Below are 605 nucleotides of genomic sequence, written 5' to 3'. Positions count from 1 at the left end.
TTACACGGTGAGGAACTTACTTTTGTCGTGATCGATCGAGCAGGTAACCGCAGTGCAGAGGTCAAGCAGAGTGCTTTGAATGATGACGTCGCACCAAATCCGATTGAAAATATTGTATTAGATCTCAATGGCCAGAACTTTACAGCTCAGGCAGAAGCAAATAGCCAAATTGAAATCAAAAATAATAACGGTGACGTCGTAGGTTATGGATCAGCAGATAGTGCAGGTAATGTTTCAGGATATTTGTATCAAGTGCATTTACATGGCGAAGAGCTCACTTTTATTGTAGTTGACCGAGCGGGTAACCGTAGTACAGAGGTTAAGCAGAATGCCTTGATTGATGATATTGCGCCAAATCCGATTGAAAATATTATATTAGATATCAATGGTCAAAACTTTACAGCGCAAGCAGAAGCAAATACTCAAATTGAAGTTAAAAATGCTGTTGGTGAGATTGTAGGTTCAGGTTATGTGGATGGCGCTGGTAACGTGTCAGGTTATTTATATCAAGTCTATTTACATGGAGAAGAGCTCACTTTTATTGTAGTTGACCGAGCGGGTAACCGCAGTACAGAGGTCAAGCAGAATGCTTTGATTGATAATAT

1 protein-coding gene is annotated in these 605 nt (G+C 40.2%); it reads left to right on the top strand.

What is annotated here, in order from left to right:
- A partial coding sequence (locus ABD296_RS49895; RefSeq protein WP_344285666.1) for an Ig-like domain-containing protein occupies positions 1–605 on the top strand: 605 nt, incomplete at both ends.

The organism is Actinomadura napierensis (assembly GCF_039529375.1).
In the GTDB taxonomy this organism is placed as follows: domain Bacteria; phylum Actinomycetota; class Actinomycetes; order Streptosporangiales; family Streptosporangiaceae; genus Spirillospora; species Spirillospora napierensis.
This window is presented reverse-complemented; position numbering and strand designations above follow the sequence as displayed.